The following is a 23,590-nucleotide window of genomic DNA, read 5'->3' on the forward strand; positions in this document are numbered from 1 at the left end:
TGTAAGCTTAAATTTAGGCCTGAGCTAATTATCTAGAATATGCAAAAAACACACTGAAAAACACGGATAAACAAGAAAAGGCTGTTTGCATGTGGTTTATGCTCTGGTATGATCGCCCTCCTATTTGCGTGCGGTATTCAACAATGGGGTTGGATGGCGGTACGTTGTATATTCCTGAGGATTCATCATGAAAGCTGGTATTCACCCAAATTACACAGATATTAGCGCAACCTGCAGTTGTGGTAATGTGATTGCGACACGTTCAACTATCGGCAAAGACATCAGCATTGATGTATGCTCCGAGTGTCACCCATTTTATACCGGTAAGCAGAAAGTACTTGATGTGGGTGGTCGTATCGATCGCTTCAAGCAGCGCTTTGGTACTTTCGGTACTAAGTAAGCTTATTTTGCTTGCACAGTAAAAAAGCGCCTTCTTGGGCGCTTTTTTACTTTATAATCACTGAAAGATTTGAGCAGTTAGTAAAGTTTCATAGACTTTGAGTTGCTAGGCTGCGGTTGTTTTCGTCCTGTGGACCCAGCGCTCATAAAGTCACCCTATCTTGTTGTAGGCTATACTCTTGCGTATGCTCGTCAGTTTATAAATAAAGCAACTATCCAGCGGAAAAATATCATGTCTGATTTGAAAACAGCAGCACTTGAATATCATGCTTTACCCCGTCCGGGTAAAATAAGTGTTGAGCTAACCAAGCCCACAGAGACAGCGCGTGATTTGGCGCTTGCCTATAGTCCTGGAGTGGCAGAACCGGTGCGTGAAATTGCACGCGAACCAAACCTCGCCTATAAATATACCAGCAAGGGTAATCTGGTCGGCGTCATTACCGACGGTACAGCTATTCTTGGACTGGGCAATTTAGGGCCGTTGGCATCAAAACCGGTGATGGAAGGTAAAGGTGTGTTGTTTAAGCGCTTTGCTGGTGTGGACGTGTTTGATATTGAAGTCGATGCAGAAAGCCCACAAGCGTTTATTGATACGGTCAGACGTATTTCAATTACCTTTGGCGGTATTAACCTGGAAGACATTAAAGCGCCTGAGTGTTTTGAAATCGAGCGCGCCCTAATTGAGCAGTGTGATATTCCAGTATTCCATGATGATCAGCATGGTACAGCTATTGTTACTGCGGCTGGAATGCTGAATGCCCTGGAGATTGCTGGCAAAGAACTAGCCACAGCTAAAATTGTTTGCCTTGGCTCTGGTGCCGCGGCGATTTCCTGTATGAGATTACTGATCAGTTTAGGTGCCAAGGTTGAAAACATTTTTATGCTCGACCGTAAAGGCGTGATTCATTCAGGTCGTGATGATCTAAACCAGTACAAAGCCGCATTTGCTCACGACACTGATAAACATACGCTGGAGCAAGCAATGGAAGGGGCGGATGTTTTTGTTGGGTTGGCCGGTTCTAATTTGCTCAGCGCCGACAATCTTAAGCGTATGGCTGAAAGGCCCGTAGTGTTTGCTTGCTCTAATCCGGATCCGGAAATTAGCCCAGAGCTTGCGCATGCCACCCGTTCAGACGTAATTATGGCAACCGGTCGTTCTGATTATCCTAACCAGGTTAATAATGTCCTTTGTTTCCCATTTATTTTCCGTGGCGCACTAGATGTTCGTGCTTCACGCATCAATGAGGAAATGAAAATAGCGGTAGTGCATGCTTTGCGTGACTTAGCCAAAGCGCCGGTCTCCCCCGAGGTTTGTGCGGCATATGGCTTAGATACGCTGGAGTTTGGCCGTGAATATATTATTCCTAAGCCATTGGACCCCCGTTTGATTACTATCGTCCCTGATGCAGCTGCCAAAGCTGCGATAGAAAGTGGCGTAGCGAGTTTGCCCTATCCGCGCAACTACCCGCTGCAGTCAGTTGCTGATGTATTTAAATAAGCAGGCTTAAGTAATAAAAAACCCGCTCATTAACAAGCGGGTTTTTTTTGGTGCAGCATTCATGGGTGTATTAGAGGATCAAAACAAGTCAATATAGCTGTCCTGTTTAAAGCTCGGTTGAATAGTACCTGGTGTGGTGAAGTTCGTGTCAAACTCTTCCATGCTGGGCGGCGTATCTTCCTCTTTAAATAATTCAAAGAAGCTCTCAGGTGTACCAGGTGGTGCAACCCGTCCGCTATGAGGGTCGATACGCAGCAAACTTAATCCGGTTGGTTCAGGCTGGTTGCTCATGGGTTTATCTGCCAGCGCTTGGCGGGTGTAATCAATCCAGATAGGCAAGGAAATACTGCTGCCATACTCATGGCGACCAAGACTGGCAGGCTGATCAAAACCGGACCACACAGAAGTAAGCAGATCATAGTTATAGCCAATAAACCAGCTATCAAAAGAGTCGTTTGTAGTACCGGTTTTGCCAGCTAAATCAGTCCGGTTTAATGCCAGTGCGCGTCGGCCGGTCCCTCTTTTAATGACATCTTTTAGCACGTCCGTAATTAAGTATGCCGTACGTGGATCCAAAATGGGTTCAGCTAGGTTAATTGGCGGCACTTCGGCGACTGAATCCTCTTGGGCGTTAGCGGCTAGTTCTTGCTGCAGAAGTTTAGCCTGCCTTGGAGTAACGCTAGGGGCTGCTTGGAAAATATTTTGTCCGTTACGATCATACACTTTGTCGATCAAGTAAGGTTTGATTTTATAGCCGCCATTGGCGAAGGTAGCCCAAGCTGCAGTTAAATCCATAGGTACCAAGCTTGCTGAGCCTAATGATAAGGAAAGGTTGGGCGGTAAGCTAGACTCGCTGAGGCCGAAGCGACTGATGTATTGGCGTGCATAGGGAATACCAATATCTTGCAGTATGCGAATGGAAACAATATTGCGTGAACGATATAAGGCCTCACGTACCCTGATCGGACCTAGGAAAGTATCGTTGTCATTTTTGGGTCGCCATACCTCTTTCATGCCCGGCTCAAATATTTCAATAGGTGCATCATTGACAAGTGTGGCAGTAGTATAGCCGGCATCCAGCGCTGCGCTATAAATGAAGGGTTTAAAGCTGGAGCCGGGTTGGCGTTGTGCTTGGGTCGCTCGGTTGTAATGGCTTTGCTCGAAGGCCACGCCGCCCACCAAAGCCTGAATAGAACCGCTGTGTGGATTTAAACTAATTAAAGAGGCTTGTATTTTAGGAACCTGCGAAAAAGCATAGCTGCCATCATCAGTTAAGATCACGCGTATGAGATCGCCTACCTTAACTACATCAGCAGGTTTTTTAGGTGTTGCACCGCGGCTGTTGTTGCTTAAGAACGGAGCCGCCCAGCGCATGCTTGTCCATGGTATGGCTTGTTCTACGCCATTGGCCAGTAAGACGGCGATGCTATCCGTATCAACTTGCTTAACGATTGCCGGAAGAAACTGGTTATACCGTCTTGTGTTGGCTAACGTTGAGAGCCATTGCTCGGGGTTGGCTACATGCTTTTCAGCGCCGCGATATCCATGACGACGGTCATAATCCGTTAAGCCATTAAATACGGCATTTTGAGCATGATTTTGTAGCTCAGCAGACATGGTTGTAATTACATTCAAGCCGTCAGTGTAAGCATTGCTGCCATACAGGCTTACCATTTCTAGTCGCGCCATCTCGGCTATATAGGGTGCGTAAGCGTCAGGGGCGCGGATATGCAGTTTCGCGTTCAGCGGCTCGTTAATGGCTTGCTCATACTGCTCTTGAGTGATACGCCCTAGTTTGAGCATACGCCCAAGGATCCAGTCGCGTCGCTCCATGCTGCGCGCTGGGTTGGCAATAGGGTTGTAACGTGATGGTGCCTTGGGCAGTCCAGCGATCATGGCCATTTGGGCCAAACTTAACTCGTGAATGGATTTGCCATAATAAACATTTGCCGCGGCTTCAATGCCATAAGCGCGATTGCCTAGGTATATTTTATTGACATAAAGCTCTAGTATTTCTTCCTTACTTAGTTCACGCTCTATCTGCAGCGCTAATAGGATTTCATTGGCTTTGCGTGAAAAACTGCGCTCGCTGGTGAGGAAAAAATTCTTTGCCACTTGCATGGTGATGGTGCTGCCACCCGTTTGAATACGACCGGATTTTAAGATTTGAGCAGCAGCGCGCATCAAACTACCGGGATCAACGCCATAATGATTGGCAAAGTTGTCATCTTCAGCAGAAAGCAGTGCATGAATAAATTCTTGCGGCACATCTGCAAAGGGAATGGGAGTGCGACGCATCTCACCGAACTCTTCGATGAGCATGGATTCAGAGCTGTATACGCGTAAGGGTATTTGTAGCTCTACAGTACGCAGTGAGTCAACAGAAGGTAAATTGGGGCTGAGATATAAATAGGCGCCAGTTAAACTGAGTACTGCTCCGCAAATCGTGGCAATGATTAATGCAATAACTGATTTTAGAAAAAGCATCAAGATGGTGGGATTCCCAAGACAAATTAAGGAGTTAGAAAAATAAATGGAAATGATAGATTCAATAGGCCACATTATAAGCGTTTTTTTTGCTTAGAAGCTATTTGCGATTCAAGCAAGAGTGTTATTTAATGTGAAAAACCATAAAACGTCTGTAAGTGACGGATGCTGATAGGAATTCGGTTGTGCTAGGGCTCTTCAAAAAGAAATCGAATATGCTACTGGGGATCGATATAAGCTCGACCTCGGTAAAACTCATCGAACTAAGTCGCTCAGGTGGTCGCTATAAAGTAGAGGCCTACGCTGTTGAGCCGCTTCCACCCAATGCTGTTGTTGAGAAAAATATTGCCGAACTTGAGGTCGTAGGTCAGGTAATTACAAGGCTCATTGCCAAATCTAGAACTACGCTTAAACAAGCTGCGGTAGCAGTGTCTGGTTCCGCCGTGATCACCAAGCAAATTCAGATGGAGTCTGGCTTATCTGATGATGAGTTGGAAACGCAGCTTAAAATCGAAGCTGACCAGTATATCCCCTACCCAATAGAAGAAGTAGCAATTGATTTTGAGGTGCTAGGTCCTTCAGGGGTTGCAGGACGGGATAATGTTTTGCTTGCTGCTTGCCGGAAAGAAAACGTTGAAGTGCGTGAAGCAGCTTTAGCGTTAGCCGGCCTAACCGCAAAAGTGGTTGAGGTTGAGGCTTATGCGCTGGAACGCTCTTTCCAGCTTGTATCTAACCAGTTAGCCGGTGGACGTGAAAACCTGACAGTTGCTGTAGTAGATATTGGTGCAACCATGACGACGCTAAGCATTATGCGTAACGGCACCACTATATATACGCGTGAGCAGGTCTTTGGCGGTAAACAGTTGACTGATGAGATACAGCGTAGATATGGATTGTCCGTCGAAGAAGCGGGTTTAGCTAAAAAGCAAGGCGGTTTGCCTGATGACTATGAGCTGGAAGTGCTAGAACCTTTCAAGGAGGGTGTCGTACAACAGATCTCACGCTCGCTGCAGTTTTTCTTTGCCGCAGGCCAGTACTCGGAAGTTGACTACATCCTGTTAGCAGGAGGTACATCCTCAATTCCAAACCTTGATCGGCTAGTTCAGCAAAAACTAGGGACGCCCACCTTGGTGGCTAACCCTTTTGCTGATATGTCGTTAAGTAATAAGGTTAATGCGGGTGCATTAGCAAGTGACGCACCTGCCTTGATGATTGCCTGTGGCTTAGCAATGAGGAGTTTTGACTAATGACACAGATTAACTTATTGCCTTGGCGTGAAAAGTTACGTGAAGAACGCAAACAACGCTTTTTCGTGCTTTTAGTGGTTGTTTTGCTACTTGCTGTGGGTGTTATATTTTTGGCTAGCCAGTACTTTAATTCAGCGATTGAGAATCAGCAGGCACGTAACAACTTTATTCGCGCCGAAAATACCGCACTAGATGCACGGATCAAGGAAATCAGTGAACTAAAAACACGTCGCCAACAGCTGATCGAGCGAATGAAGATCATTCAGGATTTGCAGGGTAATCGTCCGATTGTGTCGCGAATTTTCGACCAGATTGTACGCACCATCCCTGATGGCGTCTATTTTACCTCTCTCAAGCTCACAGGCAAAACTGTTGCCATTGAAGGCGAGGCGGAAAGTAACAGCTTGGTTTCTAATTTAATGCGAAATCAGGATGCTTCTGAGTGGCTGACAGCACCTAATTTAACTGAGGTGAAAGCGGTTTCCGCAGATAATACTGACCAAACAAGTCGCTTTAAGATGACTGTGCAGCAAACTAAGCCGGCGGATGAAAGCAAGCAAGGAGCGAGAAAATGAGCTTTATGGATTCCTTGAAAAGCCTAAAACAGGTCGATTTTAATGAGCTTGATGTTAATAATATTGGCTCATGGCCTGCAGCTGTCCGCGCATTAGCCTGTATTATTATATTTATTGCGGTGCTTGCATTAGGTTATTTTTTCTACCTAACTGATTTGCAAGAAGATCTTGAGCGTCACCAGCGTGAAGAAGTTACGTTAAAAGAACAGTTCACCAGCAAGGTGAGGCAAGCAGCCAACCTCAGTGCCTACAAAGAACAAATGGTGCTCATGGAAGCTTCTTTTGATGCATTACTGAAGCAGTTGCCCAGTGATACCGAGGTGCCGGGATTGCTGGAGGACATCACTAGTGCGGGTTTGAACTCGGGATTGGAGTTTGAGGAAATTAAACTTCAACCTGAAGTGGAGCAGCAGTTTTATATTGAGTTACCGATTCAGGTTAAGGTTTATGGTGGCTACCATGAGCTGGCAACCTTTGTGAGTGCGGTAGCCAGTATGCCGCGTATTGTCACCTTGCATGACTTCAGTATTGAGCCAGCTAAAGCAGGGAGCAGCTCACGATTGGTAATGAGTATTCTGGTGAAAACCTATAGATATAAAGATCAGCAGGGGGCTAAGTAATGAAGTACGCGCGTTACCTTTTAATAGCGACGTTAGCATCAGCTTTGCTTGGTTGTGACTCAGGTGAGCACGCTGATTTGCAAGCATTTATGGATGAGGTTCGTGCTCAGCCAAGAGGTAGAATTGAACCTATGCCCGAAGAAGTGGTGTATGAGCCTTTTACCTATGCAGCAGCAAGTTTGCGTAGTCCATTTCAACCCCCGGTTAAACTAGAGCAGGCGCAGCGAGAGCGTGGCCGTACCGATTTAAAACCTGATGAAACCAGGGTCAAGCAGTTTTTGGAAGGCTTTAATATAGAGACCTTTGTAATGGTGGGGACCTTAGCCAATAAAGATGGCTTGTATGCGTTAATACGCGGCGGTGATGGTGTGCATCGTGTGCGCGCTGGTGATTACCTTGGGCGTAACCATGGCCGTATTGTTGATATTAATGCCGATGCAGTCGAGGTGGTGGAGATTGTGCCAGATGGCGAAGGTGGCTGGCTGGAACGGCCTAGAACATTGATGTTGCAGGAGCGCTCTTGAAGTGGAACAGATTATGAAAACTAACCGGAACACTCAACGGAATTGGACAATGAAAAGAAAAATTTCTCATATTGCTTGCGCGTGGCTGTTGGCATTTGCTTCGCCAAGCATACTGGCAGCCGATTTAAATACGCTCGACGTATCAGCGTTGCCTGGTGATAAGGTAGAGCTAAAGCTCACCTTTGATGAGCCTATTGATATGCCAAGAGGTTATACCATTGAGCAGCCGGCTAGAATTGCATTGGATTTGCCAGGTGTTAGTAGCAAACTAAAAAGCAAAAGTCGTGAGTTAGGCTCCGGTAACGCGCGAAGCCTGACCGTGGTTGAGGCGCAGGGTCGTACGCGTTTAATCATTAATTTAACCCAACTCACGAGTTACGACACCCGTATCGACGGTAATAATTTATATGTTGTTGTGGGTGAAGGGTTAACCAACACTGCTGCAACTAATGCGCCTAAGCAAATCGTTAAACAGCAGAAGCAAACTGCTGCGGTGAAGGGTATCAAAGGTATCGACTTTCAACGTGGCGAACAGGGCGAAGGTAATGTTGTCATAGAGCTGGCAGATACCGCAGCAAACCCTGATATTCAAGAGCAGGGTGGTAAAATTAACCTGTTCTTCGCACGTACGCAGCTACCTGAAGAGTTGCGTTTACGCTTGGATGTAAAGGATTTCGCTACCCCAGTAAACTATGTTAATGCGACTGAAAAGTCTGGTGGAGCATCCATTGTCATTGAGCCATCCGGTACGTATGACTATTTGGCGTACCAGACAGATAACAAACTAACTATTAGCGTTAAGCCGATTACAAAAGCAGAGCAGGAACGACGTAATGCCGACCGTTTTGCGTATACAGGCGAGAAACTGTCGCTTAACTTCCAAGACATCGATGTGCGTTCCGTGCTGCAGTTAATAGCTGATTTCACTGATTTGAACTTAGTAGCCAGTGATACAGTGCAAGGCAATATTACTTTACGTTTGCAAAACGTTCCTTGGGATCAGGCGCTTGACCTAGTATTGAAAACCAAGGGTTTGGATAAGCGTAAAGTCGGTAACGTATTGCTGGTTGCGCCCGCTGCAGAAATTGCAGAGCGTGAGCGCCAAGAGTTAGAGTCACAACAGCAAATTGCCGAGCTAGCGCCGTTACGCCGTGAACTTATTCAGGTTAATTACGCGAAAGCATCCCAAATGGCAGCACTCTTCCAGCAGGTGACTAGTGGACAGGGAACTGAGCGAGGCTCCATCACAGTCGATGAGCGCACCAACAGTATTATTGCTTACCAAACCCAAGAGCGCTTGGATGAGCTGCGCCGCATTGTTGTACAGCTTGATATTCCAATGCGTCAGGTTATGATCGAGGCGCGTATAGTTGAAGCGGATGTTGGTTATGACAAAAGCTTAGGTGTTCGTTGGGGTGGAAACCTGTGGGCCGCCAACGGCAGCAAGTGGAACGCTTGGGGCAAAAATGGCAACCTGGGTGTGGCTGATGACCCGAATGCAAGAGGTCAGTTTGGTGATGACGATTATATTGCATCTAGACAGGTAGGGCGCTTTCCAGGTATTCCTGAAGTACCACTAAACAGCCCCTTTGTTGATTTAGCAGCAAATGGTTCAACCTCAGGCATAGGGCTTGGTTTTATTACCAATAACGCCATCTTAGACTTGCAGTTGTCTGCTATGGAGAAATCCGGTCATGGTGAAGTTGTTTCCCAGCCTAAGGTAGTTACCTCAGATAAAGAAACCGCCAAAATCATGAAGGGTTCAGAGATTCCTTATCAGGAAGCCAGTTCAAGTGGTGCAACCAGCACCTCGTTTAAAGAGGCGGTACTCTCCCTTGAAGTGACGCCGCAAATCACACCTGATAATCGTATTATTATGGATGTGAAGGTCACCAAGGACGAGCCTGATTTTGCTAATGCAATTGATGGTGTGCCATCACTTAAGAAAAACGAAGTGAATGCAAAAGTACTGGTGTCGGACGGTGAGACCATTGTTATTGGCGGTGTATTCTCTAACGCGCAGATCAAAACTGTAGAGAAAGTCCCCTTCTTAGGTGACGTGCCTTTTGTTGGTCGTCTATTCAAGCGTGACTTTGTTCAGGATAATAAAAGCGAGCTGCTAATTTTTATTACGCCGCGCATTATGAACAATCAAGCAGTTAGTCTGAATTATTAATGCGATATAAAAATCTAACTCTAGTTGGCCCGATGGGAGCTGGTAAAAGCACCATCGGGCGTCTACTTGCTAGAGAGTTACAGCTGAGTTTCAAGGACTCGGATCGAGAAATTGAAGAGCGGACAGGCGCAAGCATTCCGCTCATTTTCGATCTTGAGGGCGAGGAAGGTTTCCGGATCAGGGAAGAGCAGGTTATTGACGACCTGTTGCAAGAGCGTGGACTTATATTGGCTACTGGCGGCGGAGCAATTCTAAAGCCAGCCAATCGAAAAAGAATGTCTAGCAACAGCACGGTAATTTATCTGCATACCTCGGTAGAGCATCAGCTTGAACGTACCGCAAGAGACAAAAATAGACCCTTGCTGCAAACTGAAAACCCACGCAAAGTGTTAGAAAACCTGCTAAAAATCAGAGAACCCTTATACAGGGAGATTGCTGATATCATTATCGAAACTGATACGCGAGCGCCGCGATTAGTGGTGCAAGAAATTATTGATCAGTTGACAGCATTAGTATGATCTTGCGGTTTTGCTTATAATCCCAACAGTATCCACTGTGACTAAGTAGTAATGTTATGCAAAAGCTTAAAGTAGATCTCGCTGAGCGCAGCTATCCAATTTATATCGGCTCGAAACTATTAGATAGTCCAGAGTTGTATGCCCCGCACATCCAAGGGCAGCGTGTAGCCATTGTCACCAACGAAACTATCGCGCCTCTTTATTTAGCGCGAGTTAAAGCAGCCTTAGCCGAGTATCAGGTAACAGAAATAATTTTGCCGGACGGTGAATCCTATAAAAACTGGCAAACGCTGCAACTTATATTTGATGCTTTACTACAAGAACAGCATGATCGTAAAACCACCATTATTGCTTTAGGTGGTGGTGTTATAGGCGATATGGCGGGTTTTGCTGCAGCCTGTTACCAGCGTGGTGTTAATTTTATTCAAGTACCTACTACGTTGCTCTCCCAAGTGGACTCCTCAGTAGGTGGCAAAACAGGTATCAATCATCCGCTGGGAAAAAACATGGTCGGCGCTTTTTATCAGCCAAAAGCGGTAGTAATAGATACTCAAACACTTTCTACACTGCCCGAACGAGAGCTGACTGCGGGACTGGCTGAGGTTATTAAATACGGTTTTATTTATGACCCACAATTTTTGACTTGGCTGGAAGAAAATATTCACTTCATGTTACAGCTTGATGAGCAAGCCCTTAGTTATGCCATTAAGCGTTCTTGTGCGATAAAAGCCGAAGTGGTGGCGCAAGATGAGCGAGAATCCGGAATCAGAGCTATCTTGAATCTTGGGCATACTTTTGGTCATGCCATTGAGACAGAACAGGGTTACGGCAACTGGCTGCATGGCGAGGCGGTAGGTGCAGGCATGGTGATGGCTTTGTATATGTCCAAGCAGCTTGGCTGGATAACCGCTCAAGAGTTGCAGCGAGGCGTGACGTTATTGCAGACCGCTAAACTACCGGTTATTCCGCCGCCTAGCATGCGTGCGCAAGATTATTTAACGCATATGGCCGTTGATAAAAAAGCTTTGGATGGGCAGATTCGCTTAGTGCTTTTGCAAGGGCTGGGGCGAGCAATCATTACAGCAGACTATTCACGAGATTTATTAGAACAAGTTTTAAATACAGACTACAAAATTCTAGTAAACAATCACATTGCTTAAGCACGGAACAACGATGGATATTTCGCAGGCCAACGATCTTTATCTAGAGCATTACCAGTTTAAATTTGATCCTTTTGCCGAGCGTAGCTCCAGTTTTCAGTTTTATAAAGCTAAACGCCGAAGTGTGTTAGAGCAGCTTATACATTTTGCGCGCTACGGAAACTTCCTGTTGCTCATTACGGGTCCTAGAGGCAGTGGTAAAACAGTACTGCGTCATGCGACGGTTGCGGCAGCTAAAGAAACAGCCACCAATATTGTTATTTCAGGCGTGCAGGCACAGGACGCTGGGTTCCTGATGCAACACATAGCCCATGGATTAAGGGCGGAACAACCTGATGTTTTAGGGTTGCTCAATGCGATTGAGCAGGTCACGCTTGCGGGCACGGATGTGCATATACTGGTTGACGATGCCCATGCTTTAAATGAGTCCGCTATTGTATTGCTGCAACGTCTTGCCAAAGGCAATGGAGCGGCCCGCGCATCGGTATTTTTATTTGGCGAGCCTTCATTGCAAACCACGCTGGCAGATATTGAGCAGACGAATGATGAGATAGAGCATCACGCGATTGAACTAGAGCCTTGGTCGGCGGCTGATATTCGCGGTTATTTGCAGGTCAGATTGGAAGCAGCCGGGCAATCCCTAGACATTTTCACAGAAACTGAGCTTGAGCGATTATGTGCTGAATCAGGTGGCTGGCCTGGACTGGTTAACCAAGCGGCCAAAGACTTATTAATGGCGCGCATTTTTGATCGGCCCAGACGTAAAACTTTGCCTCCTTTACCCTATAAGTATTTATTAGCGTTGCTGGCGATAGCCTTTGTCTTTATATATTTTTTATATCAGCAAGATGAGCAACCGGTAGCGGTTAGAGCTGATGATGTGGTGGATGCGCCGATTGAGCGCGCAATGGTTTCTAGTCAACGTGTTAACGAGCAGAGTGCAGCGCCTAATACGCAGCGAGTACCCTTGCAGCTACCAATGGCAGTGGATAATACGCAGCAAGCAGCAGAGCCAGTTGAGTCAAGGTTAACGCAGCAAGAGACTATGGTTGAGGTAGCGATAGCGCAAGCAGAGGTGAAGCCGGCCGAACAGGCTGTGCCAGAGCCGCCAGCGCCAGTGGCAAAACAAACTCCAACGCCTGCGGTACAACCTAAAGCAGCACCTGCGGCAGTAAAGCAACCCGCGCCCGCCAAGAAAAGTGCTGCTCCGCCAGTTAAAGCGGCAACACAAGGCGGTGCTTGGTATGCCCAGCAACCTAGACAGCGTTTTGCACTGCAGGTTTTCGCCAGCGCAAGTGAACAAACTGCGAAGAACTTCGTGCAAAAGAATGGCCAGCAGTACCATTATTTCCGTAAGCAGCACCAAGGTAAATATTTATACGTGGTGACCTACGGAAGTTTTGCCAATCATGAGACGGCTGTGGCTGCTGCAAGAAATTTGCCGGCTGAGCTGCGTAGCAATAAGCCTTGGCCGCGTACTTTTGCCAGCATAGTTCAGGAAATCAATTAACCCTACAGTGATTTACTCAAGCTCTGCGCGCAGGGCTTGATGGAAGGGGCGCTCCAGTCATTAAAGATGCCATGCAACAGCGCATCAAAGTAGGGTTGGCAGTGCTGAATATCAATAACTTCAGCGTCGCGTAACCAATCACTTAAAATACCAATAAACAAAACGTGTATAGCAACGGCAGCCATGTGTGGGGTGAAGCCGGGTCGTAAGCGTTGAGCCGTTTTTTGCTCAGAAAACAGCTCTGTGCACAGCTGTATAAAGGCTTTGATAAAGGCTTCATGTTGTTGTTCAGCTTCTTTGAGCTCGTCAGTAAACTCACAGCGGCGCATTAGGATAGTGAAAATACGCTTTTTGCGTTCATCGACTAACAGAGACGCTAATGCATCGACACAGAGGTTGCGTAGTCCTGCCACGGGATCTTCAGGATCGCACTGCTTGATGCGTTGTGCGATGATTTCTGTGGGCAAGCGGACCTGATTAAGCATGGCATGAAATAAATCAGCTTTGTTTTTAAAGTGCCAATAGATCGCACCGCGCGTTACGCCTGCATGTTTAGCAATTTGCTCTAAGGATGTGTGGGCAACCCCTTTTTCGAGAAACAAAATCTCTGCGGCTGTTAACAGGTCAGAGCGAGTTTTGTCGGCTTCTTGTTTAGTTCTGCGCATAATAGGGGCAACCGATAGCGATAAGGTTAGTAAAAACACAGTAGTAGCGAAGTTTGGCAGGTATCGCGCTGGAGCTAACTAATGTGTAATACGATGGCTTAAGCATAACAAATTTTGGCTTAAGAAAGAAAAACAAGGTTTAGGCTTGACACATTATGATTATTCAGTAGAATAGCGCGCCACTGATAGGGGAAAACTTCTTACCAAGCAGAGCCTTCAGTACAGTTCCGCGATAGCTCAGTCGGCAGAGCAAACGACTGTTAATCGTTGGGTCCCAGGTTCGAGCCCTGGTCGCGGAGCCAAATTTTCGGGGTATAGCGCAGTCTGGTAGCGCGCCTGCTTTGGGAGCAGGATGTCGGGAGTTCGAATCTCTCTACCCCGACCATTATTGGGTCGTTAGCTCAGTGGTAGAGCAGTTGGCTTTTAACCAATTGGTCGCAGGTTCGAAACCCGCACGACCCACCATATAAAAACGCTTAACAGTTAGTTGTTAAGCGTTTTTTTTTGCGCTCTAAAAAGTCTTTGTAAAAAGCTTGCCTTGCAGCTCTATAAGCGAGCCTTAATTTTTGCGCTGCACGATATAGTCAGCTAGCTGGCGTAATGGGTCGGCTTTGCTATCAAAGCTATCCAGTGCCGCCAAAGCTTGGTCGCGCAAGTGCAGGGCGTACTGCTGCGCTTTCTGTAGGCCAAGTAAGTTGGGGTAGGTTGATTTGGCTTGCTGGCTATCACTGCCTTGCTGCTTGCCTAGCACCTGAGTGCTGCTGGTAATATCAAGAATGTCATCTTGCACTTGAAAAGCCAGTCCTACAGCTTCGGCGTAACTTGTTAGCGACGCAAGACATGAGTCGCTAACAGTACCGCCCGCCATACCGCCAAGCACGACGCTGGCGCGAATTAGAGCGCCGGTTTTGTGTCTGTGCATGTGCTCTAAGTGCTGTTGATCGACTTGTTGACCTGTGGCGCTAAGGTCTATGGCTTGTCCGCCGACCATGCCCGCTGCACCAGCTGCTTTGGTAAGTAGTTGTAGCATTTGCAGACGGGTTGATTCGGGTACGGGTGAGTGCACGACATCGCAAAGCACTTCAAAAGCTAAAGCTTGCAGCGCGTCACCGGCTAAAATGGCATAGGCTTCGTCAAAAGCAATATGGGTGGTGGGTTGCCCACGACGCCAAGCATCATTGTCCATGGCGGGTAGGTCATCGTGTACCAGCGAGTAAGCATGGATTAACTCGACCGCACAAGCGGCGCCTATGGCGCGTTTAGGATCCCCTGCGACTGCTTCACAGCTGGCGAGTACTAGTAAGGGGCGCACTCTTTTACCGCCGTTCATAACGCTGTAGCGCATCGCCTCATACAGGCGCGTCATATTGGCGTGGGGTGCTTGAAAGAGTTGCTCGAGTACGGGGTCAACCAGAGATTGGCAATAGGATTGGTAAGCGGCGATCAAAATGGAATATCCTCGCTCGCATCAAAGTCGTCCTCTGTCGCACTTTCAACTTTTGCTTGGTTTGTGTCTGCTGTGTTGAGTGGCTGCTCGACCAGCTCACCGTTTTTTTCTAGCAGCACATTAATGCGTTTTTGTGCTTGATTTAAGGCTTGCTGGCATTCACGGGTTAGGCTGATACCTTTCTCAAAAGCCTGTAGTGCATCTTCAAGAGTAAGAGCACCGCTTTCCAGTTGTTCAACGGTGGCTTCTAGCGCGTCTAAAGACTGTTCAAAGGAAAAAGATGCTTTCTTGCTGGACATAAATAGGACTCGGGTTGTTATCTGTGGGTTGCGGCTGCTTGTCTGTCAATAAAAAGCCGACACTGAGGTCGGCTTTTGTGGGTATTACTCAGCCTTTTTAAATGCAGCCACTGACTTACTAATGGCATCGCGTGCTGCTGCGGCGTTATCCCAGCCCTCTACTTTAACCCATTTACCTTTCTCTAAATCTTTGTAGTTTTCAAAGAAGTGCTTGATTTGCTCAATAAGTAACGCCGGAAGATCGGAGTACTCATGCACATGGTTATAGAGCTGGGTTAGCTTCTCGTGCGGTACGGCAAGCAGTTTGGCATCGCCACCAGCTTCGTCGGTCATGTTAAGTACGCCAACGGCGCGGCAACGAATAACAGAGCCGGGCGCGATGGGGTAAGGGGTGACTACTAAAACATCGAGGGCATCGCCATCATCGGCTAGCGTATTTGGAATAAAGCCATAGTTCGCTGGATAAAACATCGGCGTAGCCATAAAACGATCCACCATCAAGCAGTCCGTTTCGGTATCGACTTCGTATTTGATCGGCGCGTGATTGGCAGGAATTTCAATAATGACGTTAATGTCATTGGGCAGGTCTTTTCCTGCGGGGATTTTACTATAGCTCATAAAGGGTTCCGTGCAATAAATGAAAAACGGGTTAATTATAAACAGCCTGCAGTTCAATACCAACAGACTAAGCCATTGTCTGAATATAATTCCTAAATACGGGGTCTTCAGCAAAGCCGGTAGATTCAAATAAACGTTGGGCTACTTCGTTGTATTGACTAATAGAAACGCGAATACGCACTACGCCACTGGCGGCAGCCTGCTCAAGGGTATAGCGAATAAGTTTTTCGGCAATCTGCTTCCCGCGATGCTCTTCTTTGACAAAGATATCATTCAAAATCCAAACGGGACGTAGGGATAAAGAAGAGAAACTGGGGTAAACTTGGCAAAAACCAAGTAACTGCTCATCCTGCACGGCCACGAAAATTACCGATTCTTGCTTTTCTATACGCTGCTGTAAAAACTCTTTAGATAGCGCGGTGGCTGGCATGGCGCCATGGAATTCACGATAGGCGACAAACAGCGGAGTGAGTGCTTCTAGGTGTTCAAGAGTAGCTTGGAAAATACGCATAAATGAAAAAATCCTATACTAACTAATACGAGTGCAAGCATGGTCCAGAATGCTTTATCTGGCAAGCACTCTAAAAAATGAGGCAGCAATGAGTCAACACATTCATATTCTGGGTATCTGCGGCACCTTTATGGGTTCGCTCGCCATTCTCGCCAAGCAGCAGGGTTACAGGGTTACCGGCTCAGATGCCAATGTTTATCCGCCAATGAGTACGCAGCTTGAGCAGCAGGGAATTGAGCTGCTTCAGGGTTATCATCCGGAGCATTTACAGCCCGCCCCTGATTTGGTGGTCATCGGCAATGCGCTGTCGCGCGGCAATCCGGCGGTGGAATATGTGTTGGAGCGCGGACTGCCTTATACCTCCGGGCCGCAGTGGCTGTCTGAGCATGTGTTGCAGAGTAAATGGGTGCTGGCAGTAGCGGGCACCCATGGCAAAACTACGACTTCCAGTATCCTGGCATGGATTTTAGAAGAGGCTGGGATGCAGCCTGGTTTTTTGATTGGCGGTGTGCCGCAAAACTTCTCCGTATCCGCGCGCTTAGGGGGCAGTGATTTTTTTGTCGTAGAAGCCGATGAGTATGACAGTGCCTTTTTCGATAAACGCTCTAAGTTTATTCATTACCGTCCACGTACTTTGGTGCTAAATAATCTTGAATTTGACCATGCGGATATTTTTGCCGATTTAGCCGCGATTGAAACACAGTTCCATCACCTGCTGCGCACAGTGCCCAGCAATGGCTTAGTCATCTATCCGGCGCACGAGTCTACGCTGGAGCGAGTAGTGCAGCGCGGTTGTTGGACACCGACGCAAACTACAGGCGATTCAGGACAGTGGCAAGTGGAGTTAATCAGCGCCGATGGCAGTGCTTTTAAGGTGTTGTTTGACAAGGAGTTGCAGGGAGAGGTGCGTTGGTCGCTAACCGGCCAGCATAATGTGGCTAACGCTTTAGCTGCTATTGCCGCTGCACGTCATGTGGGCGTGTTGCCTGCGCAAGCCATTGCAGCGCTGGCGCAGTTTAAAAGCGTTAAAAGACGTATGGAAAAAATCACTGATAGTAGAGGTGTCGTTTTATACGATGACTTTGCCCATCACCCCACAGCCATTGAAAGCACGCTGCAGGGGTTAAGGCATCAGGTAGGTGCAGATAAGATTGTTGCGGTGATTGAGCCGCGCTCTAATTCTATGAAGCTGGGTGCGCATCGCGAGGGTTTAGCCCCTTCAACTGCTGCTGCGGACTTGGTCATTTGGTACGCGCCAGATAACCTTGGCTGGGATTTGGCCGCAGCGGTACAGAATGCGCCCGTGCCTACCCAGGTACTCGGCAGTTTGGATGGCATTGTCGAGCAGGTGCTAAAACAAGCAACACCCGCAACCCATGTGGTACTGATGAGCAATGGTGGTTTTGGTGGGTTGCCGCAGTTACTTGCTAAAGCATTGGAGAGTTAAATGAGTGGCACGAAACGAATCACTCTAGCGATGACCGGTGCATCTGGCGTGCAATACGGTCTGCGCCTGCTGGACTGCTTGGTGCAGGAAGAGCGCGAGGTGCATTTTTTGATTTCCAAAGCAGCGTTGCTGGTGATGGCTACAGAAACGGACGTTTGCTTGCCACCTAAAGCGCAAGCCATGCAGCATTTTTTGACCGAATATACAGGTGCGGCGCCCGATCAAATCCATGTACACAGCCAAGAAGACTGGATGGCACCGGTTGCCTCAGGCTCAGGGGCGCCCAGCTCTATGGTGGTGGTGCCTTGTTCGATGGGGACTTTGTCGGCGATTGCCACAGGTGCGAGTAACAATCTGATTGAACGCGCAGCAGATGTCACCCTAAAAGAGCGCCGCCAGCTGATCATCGTACCGCGCGAAGCACCTTATTCATCGATTCACTTAGAGAGCATGCTCAAGCTGAGTCAAATGGGCGCAGTGATCCTGCCTGCCTCACCGGGCTTTTATCATCAGCCGCAATCAGTCGATGATTTGATTGATTTTGTGGTAGCGCGGATTTTAAATCAGCTGGATATTCCACAAACTATGTTGCCGCGCTGGGGTGAGTAGGCAGCTTTAAAACTTTTCTAGCAGCACTCCAGCCTCTATATGCTCCGTCCATGGGAACTGATCAAACAGAGCACACTGGGTAATGCGGTGGGTGTCGGCAAGCTGAGCGATATTGGCGGCTAGGGTGTCTGGATTGCAGGAAATATATAAAATTCTGGGAAAGCGGCGCACCAATTCGCAGGTATCCACATCCATGCCGGCCCGGGGCGGGTCGACAAAAACGGTACCAAATTCATAGCTGCTTAAATCCACGTTTGCCAAACGGCGAAACGGGCGCACGCCTTGCAGCGCTTGAGTGAGCTCTTCCGCAGATAGGCGCACCAGCTCTATGTTGTCTATATCGTTAGCGGTTAGATTAGCGATGGCCGCATTGACAGAGGTTTTGCTGATTTCAGTGGCCAGCACCTTACGTACGCGTCTGGACAGCGGCAAAGTAAAGTTACCGTTGCCGCAATACAGCTCAAGCAGATCATCATCACGCTCGCCCAGCGCCTGATAGGCCCAATTCAGCATCTGCTGGTTGACCACACCGTTAGGTTGAGTAAAAGCACCTTCTGGTTGGCGATAACTAAAGCTGCGCCCAGCAACGCTCAGTTGCTCGTTGACGTGGTCATGACCAATTACCAGACGTTGTCCGCGAGAGCGACCAATTAAACCTATCCCTAACTCTTTAGCTAGCTTTTCTGCTTCCTGCTGCCAAGCCTCACCCAGTGGGCGGTGATAACACAGCGTCACTAAAGCCTCGCCTGATAATGTGGTTAAAAACTCAACCTGAAACAATCTGTGCGACAACTCTTTGCTCGCCTGCCAAGCAGCTTTGAGCCGTGGCATTAATTGGTTAATCAATTCGCTGGCGATGGGCAGCTGCTCAAGCAAAATCGGCGTGCGCTTATCCTGCGGATTAAACATGGCGTAAAAGGATTCCTCCCCCTGATGCCACACACGGAATTCCGCACGTAAGCGAAAATGCTGCGCCGGCGACTCAAATACCTGCGGTTGAAGTGGGGTGAAAGGCGCTAGCAGCTGGTTAAGGCGTGTTTTTTTATCAGCAAGTTGTTGCTGGTAGGCAGTGGCAGAGAAGTCAGTAATCATGCTTATGGAAAAAATCCGAGTTTTATAATGAACAGAATAGACAGAATCCATAATGCGCTATTGATGTCTTTGTAACGACCGCTGAGTAGCTTAATTACTGTCCAGCTTATAAAGCCAAAAGCAATGCCGTTGGCAATAGAAAATGTGAGCGGCATCGTTAATGCTGTGATCACGACGGGCGCAGCGACCGTTAGATCCTGCCAGTCAATTTTAGCTAAGCCTTCGGTCATTAGTACGGCGACAAAAAACAGTGCGGGTGCGGTAGCGTAGGCTGGAATAGCGCTCGCCAGTGGGGCGAAAAACAGGCTGAGTAAAAACAATAACGCCACCACACAAGCGGTTAACCCCGTACGGCCACCGGCAGCTACGCCGGCAGCGGACTCCACATAGCTGGTTGTAGTTGATGTACCCATGCAAGCGCCGGCCATGGTGGCGGTACTGTCTGCTAATAGTGCGCGCCCCAGCTTAGGCATCTGTCCTTTTTCATCGACCAAGCCAGCGCGCTGGGAAACACCAATCAGAGTGCCGGAGGTATCAAACAGGTCGACAAACAAAAACGCAAAAATCACGCTAATCAATCCCACATCTAAAGCACCGGCTATATCCAACTGCATCAGCGTCGGAGCAAGACTGGGCGGCACGCTAACCATGCCGTCTAGTTGAGAAAAACCTAAGAGAATGGAGACAACGGTTACCAGTAATATGCCAATCATTACTGCACCGGTAACCTTGCGATAAGACAGGGTCACGATAATCATAAAACCTAGCGCGGCAAGGATCGGGCTGTGTTGGCTGAGGTCGCCTAAACCCACTAATGTTGCTGGATGGGCAACCACAATATCGGCGTTTTTTAACGCAATCAAAGCAAGGAATAAGCCTATACCAGCGCTGATAGCAGAGCGTAACGGCAACGGGATGCTATTGATAATCCACTCGCGCACCTTAAACAGCGACATGGAAAAAAACAGCACGCCTGAGATAAACACTGCACCTAGACCAACTTGCCAGCTATAGCCCATGGTCAGCACTACAGTGTAGGCGAAAAAGGCGTTCAAACCCATGCCGGGAGCCAGAGCAATAGGGTAATTAGCGAGCAGGCCCATAATGGAAGAGCCGATAGCGGCAGCCAAACAGGTAGCAACAAACACCGCACCAATATCCATGCCTGTTTCCGCCAGCATGCTGGGGTTAACAAACAGAATATAAGCCATGGTTAAGAAAGTGGTGATACCGGCAAGGATTTCGGTACGCACCGTGGTGTTATGTGCGTTTAACTGGAAAATGCGCTCAAGCATGATAAATAGGTCGGCCAAGGAAAACGCGAATAATACCAGCGCCCTTGTTAAAAAGGAAAAAGTGCGTTGATTTTGTTTAAATGAAACGACGTATTTAATTGGCTAACCTAATACGCAGGCATAAAGAGAAAATCTTGCATAGAGGATTAAGCTGCGCTAATGTTATCCGCCTGAAATACTGATAACTTCTCCTAAATTCACTAAGGAAACACTCGTGGCTTTAGTACGTAAACAACAAGATTGGCCGTTTTTAATAGTTTGGCGTCGTTGGCGCTGGCGCGCTTAAATTTTGTTTGTAGTCGCTTGTGCGACTGGCTTTGCGTATTTTTATTGAACTCTCTCCTCCTCCACGAGACCTGCTTATGACCCAAGAAGAATTTTTGCAGCTTGCCAGCCAAGGCTATAACCGCATCCCATTATCGCGCGTGACCTTGGCTGACTTTGACACCCCGCTGTCTGTGTATTTAAAACTGGCCGATGCGCCTTATTCCTATTTGCTCGAGTCCGTTCAGGGCGGTGAGAAGTGGGGGCGTTATTCCATTATTGGTTTGCCAAGCCGCACCCAGCTGCGCGTCAGTGGGGATGAAGTCACCGTCACTACCGATGGTGAGCAGGTTGAACAGCAGCAGTGTGCTGACCCTTTAAGTTTTATTGAAGCCTTTAAAGCACGGTACTCAGTACCGAGCTTGCCAAACTTGCCACGTTTTAACGGCGGCTTAGTTGGCTATTTTGGTTATGACAGCGTGCGTTATGTGATGCCAGAACTGGGCGCGTGTCCGAATCCCGATGCTTTGCAGACCCCTGACATTTTGTTGTTAGTGTCTGATGCGGTAGTGGTGTTTGATAATTTAGCGGGCACGCTGTACACCATTGTCTTAGCGGCCCCGAATGAGCCGGATGCCTATGCCCGCGGCCAGCAGCGTTTGGATGAATTGAGCGCGCGTTTACGTCAGCCGATTCAACCGCGCTTGGGTGTCGACTTAAACCGCATGAATACTGTCGAGCCCGAGTTTGAATCCAGCTTTTCTCGCGAAGCTTTTGAGCAAGCTGTTGCACGAATTCAAGACGACATTGCTGCCGGTGACTGCTTACAGGTGGTGATTTCCCAGCGCATGTCAGTGCCGTTCACAGCAGCACCTATTGATCTCTACCGTGCGCTGCGTTGCTTTAATCCCACGCCCTATATGTACTTTTTTAACATGGATGATTTCCATGTGGTCGGTAGCTCACCCGAGGTACTGGTGCGTGTTGAAGAAGGCTTAGTGACGGTACGACCTATTGCCGGCACGCGCCCACGTGGAGCCACGCAAGAAGAAGACGTGGAGTTAGAGCGCGAGCTGATGGCTGATAAAAAAGAGCTGTCTGAGCATGAGATGCTGATCGATTTAGGCTGTGCGGATGTGGCGTTGGTAGCGGATGAGGCGACGGTCAAAGTGACGGAGCGCATGGTGGTTGAGCGTTATTCCAATGTGATGCATATCGTCTCCAACGTGACAGGCCAGCTTAAGCCCGACTTAACAGCCATGGATGCTCTGAAAGCGATTTTACCTGCGGGTACGCTGTCGGGCGCGCCTAAGCTACGTGCCTTGCAAATAATTGATGAGTTAGAGCCGGTTAAGCGCGGTATCTATGGCGGTGCTGTGGGTTACTGGGCATGGAACGGCAATATGGATATGGCCATCGCTATCCGTACGGCCGTTATTGAGCAGGGCGTTTTGCATGTGCAGGCCGGAGCTGGCATTGTGGCGGACTCTAAGCCCGCTGCTGAATGGGAAGAAACCCTCAACAAGCGCCGCGCTATGTTTAAAGCCGTGGCTTTAGCGCAACCAAATTAAGCGTTAGTCGCTACGCGCTTGACGCCCTTTAGCAATAAAACAGGTGAAACAATGACACAACAAATCCGCATTGGGATAACCGGCTACGGCAACCTTGGCCGTGGCGTTGAAGCCGCACTGCAACAGTCGCCTGATATGCGTTTGGTCGGCGTGTTTAGCCGCCGAGAGCCTGCCAGCGTGCAACTATTGGATACGAGCGTGCCGGTCTATGCGATTGATGAAGTGACCGCCTATCAGGACGAGATTGACGTAATGATTCTGTGCGGCGGCTCTAAAGCCGATCTGCCCGAGCAAGGTCCTTACATGGCGGGCTTGTTTAATACCGTCGACAGCTACGACACCCACGCGCAGATTCCTGAGTATTACAACAGCGTGGACAAACCTGCGCGCGAATCAGGACATGTGTACTTACTCTGCGCAGGTTGGGACCCAGGCTTGTTTTCGATTAATCGACTCGTGGGCGAAGCCATTTTGCCCGTTGGTGAAACCTATACGTTTTGGGGCAAGGGTTTAAGCCAAGGCCACTCAGATGCCGTACGTCGTGTGCCCGGCGTCAAAGCGGGCGTGCAATACACCATTCCGTCCACTGATGCCATTGAGCGGGTGCGCAGTGGCGCGCTGCCAGAGTTAAGTACCAAAGAAAAACATGTGCGTGAGTGCTATGTTGTGCTGGAAGAGGGTGCGGATGCGGATCAGGTCCGCCAAGCGATTGTTACCATGCCAGCTTACTTTGCGGATTACGACACGACAGTTCACTTTATTGATGAGAACACTCTAGCCAATGAGCACAGCGCCATGCCGCACGGTGGTTTTGTTATTCGAAGTGGTAAAAGTGCGCTGGACAATGATCAGGTGATGGAGTTCTCGCTTAAGCTAAACAGTAATCCCGAGTTTACCGCCAGCGTGTTGGTTGCTTATGCCCGTGCTGTGCACCGGCTGAGTCGTCTAAGCGATATTGGCGCGAAAACAGTGTTTGATATAGCGCCCGGCTTGTTGTCGCCTAAGAGTCCGGCACAGCTGCGCAAAGAACTGCTCTAAGCAGTAGACAGATAGAAGGT

The 23,590-nt window shown here is 48.3% G+C and carries 21 protein-coding genes, 3 tRNA genes and 1 pseudogene; 17 read left to right on the top strand and 8 right to left on the bottom strand.

The features are described 5' to 3' along the window. Positions 1 to 187: 187 nt before the first annotated feature. Complete coding sequence (gene rpmE, locus QEZ41_RS00445; protein ID WP_289409335.1) at positions 188 to 400, top strand: 50S ribosomal protein L31; 213 nt, start codon at positions 188 to 190, stop codon at positions 398 to 400. A 231-nt stretch (positions 401 to 631) separates the two neighbouring features. After that, on the top strand, positions 632 to 1,897 hold the full coding sequence (locus QEZ41_RS00450) for a malic enzyme-like NAD(P)-binding protein (protein ID WP_289409336.1): 1,266 nt from the start codon (positions 632 to 634) through the stop codon (positions 1,895 to 1,897). Between the two features lie 78 nt (positions 1,898 to 1,975). On the opposite strand, the gene QEZ41_RS00455 is transcribed toward QEZ41_RS00450, so the two are convergent. Further along, complete coding sequence (locus tag QEZ41_RS00455; RefSeq protein ID WP_434556771.1) at positions 1,976 to 4,387, bottom strand: penicillin-binding protein 1A; 2,412 nt, start codon at positions 4,385 to 4,387, stop codon at positions 1,976 to 1,978. A gap of 182 nt (positions 4,388 to 4,569) precedes the next feature. Here QEZ41_RS00455 and QEZ41_RS00460 point away from each other — a divergent pair, with 182 nt between their 5' ends. From QEZ41_RS00460 to QEZ41_RS00495, 8 genes are read left to right on the top strand one after another with little or no spacing between them, the layout of a single operon-like run. Further along, a complete protein-coding gene (locus QEZ41_RS00460; protein ID WP_289409338.1) occupies positions 4,570 to 5,631 on the top strand; it encodes a pilus assembly protein PilM in 1,062 nt (353 codons plus the stop codon). After that, entirely contained in the window at positions 5,631 to 6,206 is a 576-nt protein-coding gene (locus QEZ41_RS00465) for a PilN domain-containing protein (protein ID WP_289409339.1), read from the top strand. Before QEZ41_RS00460 ends, QEZ41_RS00465 begins: the two co-directional genes overlap by 1 nt. Then, a complete protein-coding gene (locus tag QEZ41_RS00470) occupies positions 6,203 to 6,826 on the top strand; it encodes a type IV pilus inner membrane component PilO (RefSeq protein ID WP_289409340.1) in 624 nt (207 codons plus the stop codon). The genes QEZ41_RS00465 and QEZ41_RS00470 overlap by 4 nt, the downstream gene beginning before the upstream one ends. After that, positions 6,826 to 7,350, top strand: coding sequence for a pilus assembly protein PilP (locus QEZ41_RS00475; RefSeq protein ID WP_289409341.1), 525 nt, complete (start codon positions 6,826 to 6,828; stop codon positions 7,348 to 7,350). Before QEZ41_RS00470 ends, QEZ41_RS00475 begins: the two co-directional genes overlap by 1 nt. A 49-nt stretch (positions 7,351 to 7,399) precedes the next feature. Then, a complete protein-coding gene (locus tag QEZ41_RS00480) occupies positions 7,400 to 9,526 on the top strand; it encodes a type IV pilus secretin PilQ (protein ID WP_289409342.1) in 2,127 nt (708 codons plus the stop codon). Continuing rightward, positions 9,526 to 10,044, top strand: coding sequence for a shikimate kinase AroK (gene aroK / locus QEZ41_RS00485; RefSeq protein WP_289409344.1), 519 nt, complete (start codon positions 9,526 to 9,528; stop codon positions 10,042 to 10,044). The genes QEZ41_RS00480 and aroK overlap by 1 nt, the downstream gene beginning before the upstream one ends. A gap of 56 nt (positions 10,045 to 10,100) precedes the next feature. Continuing rightward, positions 10,101 to 11,204: a 3-dehydroquinate synthase gene (aroB, locus tag QEZ41_RS00490; RefSeq protein ID WP_289409345.1), complete on the top strand. Its 1,104-nt coding sequence runs from the start codon at positions 10,101 to 10,103 to the stop codon at positions 11,202 to 11,204. Positions 11,205 to 11,217: 13 nt separating this feature from the next. Continuing rightward, on the top strand, positions 11,218 to 12,714 hold the full coding sequence (locus QEZ41_RS00495) for an AAA family ATPase (protein WP_289409346.1): 1,497 nt from the start codon (positions 11,218 to 11,220) through the stop codon (positions 12,712 to 12,714). A gap of 2 nt (positions 12,715 to 12,716) precedes the next feature. On the opposite strand, the gene QEZ41_RS00500 is transcribed toward QEZ41_RS00495, so the two are convergent. Continuing rightward, positions 12,717 to 13,379, bottom strand: a complete 663-nt coding sequence (locus tag QEZ41_RS00500; protein ID WP_289409347.1) for a TetR family transcriptional regulator — start codon at positions 13,377 to 13,379, stop codon at positions 12,717 to 12,719. Between the two features lie 226 nt (positions 13,380 to 13,605). Between QEZ41_RS00500 and QEZ41_RS00505 the strand changes: the two genes are divergently transcribed. The 3 genes from QEZ41_RS00505 (at position 13,606) to QEZ41_RS00515 (ending at position 13,844) form a co-directional block, all read left to right on the top strand. Further along, a tRNA-Asn gene (locus QEZ41_RS00505) sits at positions 13,606 to 13,681 on the top strand. 6 nt (positions 13,682 to 13,687) lie between these two features. Further along, positions 13,688 to 13,764, top strand: a tRNA-Pro gene (locus tag QEZ41_RS00510). A 5-nt stretch (positions 13,765 to 13,769) separates the two neighbouring features. Next, positions 13,770 to 13,844: transfer RNA gene (locus QEZ41_RS00515), tRNA-Lys, on the top strand. A 94-nt stretch (positions 13,845 to 13,938) separates the two neighbouring features. On the opposite strand, the gene QEZ41_RS00520 is transcribed toward QEZ41_RS00515, so the two are convergent. The 4 genes and pseudogenes from QEZ41_RS00520 to QEZ41_RS00535 form a co-directional block, all read right to left on the bottom strand. After that, complete coding sequence (locus QEZ41_RS00520; RefSeq protein WP_289409348.1) at positions 13,939 to 14,826, bottom strand: polyprenyl synthetase family protein; 888 nt, start codon at positions 14,824 to 14,826, stop codon at positions 13,939 to 13,941. Positions 14,827 to 14,900: 74 nt separating this feature from the next. Continuing rightward, positions 14,901 to 15,125, bottom strand: a pseudogene (locus QEZ41_RS00525) (exodeoxyribonuclease VII small subunit); the annotation flags it as partial. A gap of 84 nt (positions 15,126 to 15,209) precedes the next feature. After that, entirely contained in the window at positions 15,210 to 15,743 is a 534-nt protein-coding gene (ppa, locus tag QEZ41_RS00530) for an inorganic diphosphatase (protein ID WP_289409350.1), read from the bottom strand. Positions 15,744 to 15,810: 67 nt separating this feature from the next. After that, complete coding sequence (locus QEZ41_RS00535; protein ID WP_289409351.1) at positions 15,811 to 16,254, bottom strand: GNAT family N-acetyltransferase; 444 nt, start codon at positions 16,252 to 16,254, stop codon at positions 15,811 to 15,813. Between the two features lie 88 nt (positions 16,255 to 16,342). Here QEZ41_RS00535 and mpl point away from each other — a divergent pair, with 88 nt between their 5' ends. Both mpl and ubiX read left to right on the top strand, forming a co-directional pair. Beyond that, positions 16,343 to 17,701 carry a UDP-N-acetylmuramate:L-alanyl-gamma-D-glutamyl-meso-diaminopimelate ligase gene (mpl, locus tag QEZ41_RS00540; RefSeq protein WP_289409352.1) on the top strand — a complete coding sequence of 453 codons (1,359 nt, stop codon included), beginning with the start codon at positions 16,343 to 16,345 and terminating at the stop codon, positions 17,699 to 17,701. Beyond that, positions 17,702 to 18,310, top strand: coding sequence for a flavin prenyltransferase UbiX (ubiX, locus tag QEZ41_RS00545; RefSeq protein ID WP_289409353.1), 609 nt, complete (start codon positions 17,702 to 17,704; stop codon positions 18,308 to 18,310). Between the two features lie 6 nt (positions 18,311 to 18,316). Here ubiX and trmA read toward each other — a convergent pair whose 3' ends face one another. Together trmA and QEZ41_RS00555 are read right to left on the bottom strand one after the other, a co-directional pair. After that, complete coding sequence (gene trmA, locus QEZ41_RS00550; RefSeq protein ID WP_289409354.1) at positions 18,317 to 19,402, bottom strand: tRNA (uridine(54)-C5)-methyltransferase TrmA; 1,086 nt, start codon at positions 19,400 to 19,402, stop codon at positions 18,317 to 18,319. A 2-nt stretch (positions 19,403 to 19,404) separates the two neighbouring features. Further along, the gene (locus QEZ41_RS00555) at positions 19,405 to 20,697 is read right to left on the bottom strand and encodes an NCS2 family permease (RefSeq protein ID WP_289409705.1); all 1,293 of its coding nucleotides are present in this window, start codon (positions 20,695 to 20,697) and stop codon (positions 19,405 to 19,407) included. Between the two features lie 362 nt (positions 20,698 to 21,059). Between QEZ41_RS00555 and trpE the strand changes: the two genes are divergently transcribed. Beyond that, positions 21,060 to 22,532, top strand: a complete 1,473-nt coding sequence (gene trpE, locus QEZ41_RS00560) for an anthranilate synthase component I (protein ID WP_289409355.1) — start codon at positions 21,060 to 21,062, stop codon at positions 22,530 to 22,532. Positions 22,533 to 22,583: 51 nt separating this feature from the next. Then, positions 22,584 to 23,570 (top strand): diaminopimelate dehydrogenase, encoded by a 987-nt coding sequence (locus QEZ41_RS00565; protein WP_289409357.1) that lies wholly within the window; start codon positions 22,584 to 22,586, stop codon positions 23,568 to 23,570. The last annotated feature ends 20 nt before the right edge of the window (positions 23,571 to 23,590 follow it).

Source organism: Thiopseudomonas acetoxidans, assembly GCF_030362935.1.
In the GTDB taxonomy this organism is placed as follows: domain Bacteria; phylum Pseudomonadota; class Gammaproteobacteria; order Pseudomonadales; family Pseudomonadaceae; genus Thiopseudomonas; species Thiopseudomonas acetoxidans.